The sequence below is a fragment of the Trebonia sp. genome, assembly GCF_049794275.1.
GTDB lineage: Bacteria > Actinomycetota > Actinomycetes > Streptosporangiales > Streptosporangiaceae > Trebonia.
Genome location: NZ_JBARCR010000750.1, coordinates 1 through 2308 on the forward strand (window position 1 = coordinate 1; position 2308 = coordinate 2308).

General features: G+C 69.8%; 3 protein-coding genes. All 3 read right to left on the reverse strand.

From position 1 onward, the window contains the following. Positions 1-796, reverse strand: a 796-nt coding sequence (locus WA805_RS19650; RefSeq protein WP_425243060.1) for a nucleotidyltransferase domain-containing protein, incomplete at its 3' end; no start/stop codon positions are given. Between the two features lie 116 nt (positions 797-912). Beyond that, the gene (locus WA805_RS19655) at positions 913-1251 is read right to left on the reverse strand and encodes a P-II family nitrogen regulator (RefSeq protein ID WP_422277907.1); all 339 of its coding nucleotides are present in this window, start codon (positions 1249-1251) and stop codon (positions 913-915) included. A gap of 137 nt (positions 1252-1388) precedes the next feature. Beyond that, the coding region (ftsY, locus tag WA805_RS19660) for a signal recognition particle-docking protein FtsY (protein WP_425243061.1) at positions 1389-2308 on the reverse strand (920 nt) is incomplete at its 5' end.

Consider the following 2308-nt stretch of genomic DNA (forward strand, 5'->3'; position numbering starts at 1 on the left):
CGCCGAGCCCACGCCGGCTGCCGGCCCTTTCGGCCTGCCTGAAGGCGTGATCGACCTCGTAGGCCACCGTGCGGCCCGCGCCCGCGAGCTGCCGCAACAGCGCGTCGCCGTCCAGCAGGCCGAGCGTGCGCGCGACCTCGTCCTGCTCTTCGAGCACCAGCCGGTCCATGTGCCGCCCGGTGACCTCGTGCAGCACGTGCCGCGCGTCCAGGATCTGCTCGTATGCGGCGCGCACCCGCGGGCCTGGCGCGGGGGCGACCCAGGCGGCGGCGATCGCCTGGATGGCGTGCACGTCCCGCTGGCCGCCGCGTGACTCCTTCAGGTCTGGCTCGAGGAGGAAGGCGAGCTCGCCGTGCATCCTGGTGCGCTCCTCGTGGAGCTCCTTCAGCTCGGCCAGCCTGGTCCTGGCGTTGCCGCGCCAGTCCTCGAGCGCGCCTTCGCGCAGCCGGGTGGTCAGGTCGGGGTCGCCCGCTACGTGCCGGGCGTTCAGCAGCCCGAGCGCGACCTTCAGGTCGTTGCCCGCCACCCGTCTGGCCTGCGGCACGGTCCGCACGGCGTGGTCGAGCCTGGCGCCGGAGTCCCAGACCGGGTACCAGATCCGGTCGGCGATCTTGGCGATGCCTTCCCTGCCGTCGTGCAGCAGCAGCACGTCGAGGTCGCTGCCAGGCAGCAGTTCCTTGCGACCGTAGCCGCCGACGGCGACGAGGGCGACGCCGGGCTCCGCCCCCAGCAGCCCGGCCAGCCAGCGGTCCGTTTCTGTAGTCCTTCGGCTACGATCAGCCGCGAAAGTGGTCATGTACGCTCACCAGGTCCCCCGAATGAGTTGTGCACACCGCTTGCACGGCGCGCTCGCGGTACTGGCCCCCCGCGTCCTATCAGGCCCGGCTCAGCCCAGCGGGCTGGCGCACCGGCTCAGAGCGCGTCAGTACCGCGCTCGCCCGTGCGCACCCGGACCACCGTCTCGACTGGCAGCACCCACACCTTGCCGTCCCCGATCCGGCCGGTCTGCGATGCCTTGATGATCACGCCGACGAGGTCCTCGGCGTCTTCGTCATCGCAGATGACCTCGACCCGGACCTTGGGCACCAGATCCACCTGGTACTCCGCGCCCCTGTACACCTCGGTGTGCCCGCGCTGCCTGCCGTATCCGCTCGCTTCACTGACTGTCATGCCGTGCACGCCGAACGCCTGCAGCGCCGCCTTGACATCATCGAGTTTGAAGGGCTTGATGACAGCCGTAATGAGCTTCATGGAGTCACCCTTTCGTTAGCCTGAACTGACAATGACGTACCGGCGTTTCCTGCGTCCAGTCAGAATGTGTCGGGGACGTGAAACAGGCGAGCCCTGTATTACACGGATGTTTCATCCAGCTGGCCGCGCGGTTGCGTTCAGTCGCCGAGGATCGCGTCCACGAACGTCTCCGCGTCGAACGGCGCCAGGTCGTCAGGGCCCTCGCCGAGGCCGACGAGCTTCACGGGAACGCCAAGCTCCCGCTGCACCGCGATCACGATGCCGCCCTTGGCGGTTCCGTCGAGCTTCGTCAGCACGATGCCCGACACGTCGACGACCTCGGCGAACACCCGGGCCTGCCGCAGCCCGTTCTGTCCGGTAGTGGCGTCGAGCACCAGCAGTACCTCGTCCACGCTGGTGCGCTTCTCGATGACGCGCTTGACCTTGTCGAGCTCGTCCATCAGGCCGGTCTTCGTGTGCAGGCGCCCCGCCGTGTCGATGAGCACCACGTCGGCTTCAGACTCGATGCCCTGGCTCACCGCCTCGAAGGCGACACTGGCCGGGTCCGCGCCATCCTTGTCCGAGCGGACGGTCTGCGCGCCCACCCGGTCTCCCCAGGTCTGCAGCTGGTCGACGGCCGCGGCACGGAACGTATCGGCCGCGCCGAGCACCACCGTCTCGCCGTCGCCGATCAGCGACCTGGCGAGCTTGCCGACGGTCGTCGTCTTTCCCGTGCCGTTGACGCCGACCACGAGGATGACCGCCGGCCGCCCCTCGTGGCGCTGCGTCCGCAGCGCCCGGCTCGCCTCGGTGTCCACCTGGGCGAGCAGTTCGGCGCGGAGCATGGACCGCACCTCCTCGGGGGTCTGCGAACCCTCGACCTTAACCCGGGTCCGCAGGTCCGACACGATCTGCCTGGCCGGCGTGACGCCGACGTCGGCCGTGATCAGGACCTCCTCGATCTCGTCCCAGGTGTCGTCGTCGAGCCGGTCCCTGGACAGCAGGCCGAGCAGCGCGGCACCGAAGCCGGTCTGCGACCTAGCCAGCCGCGCCCGCAACCGCATCATCCGCCCGGCTG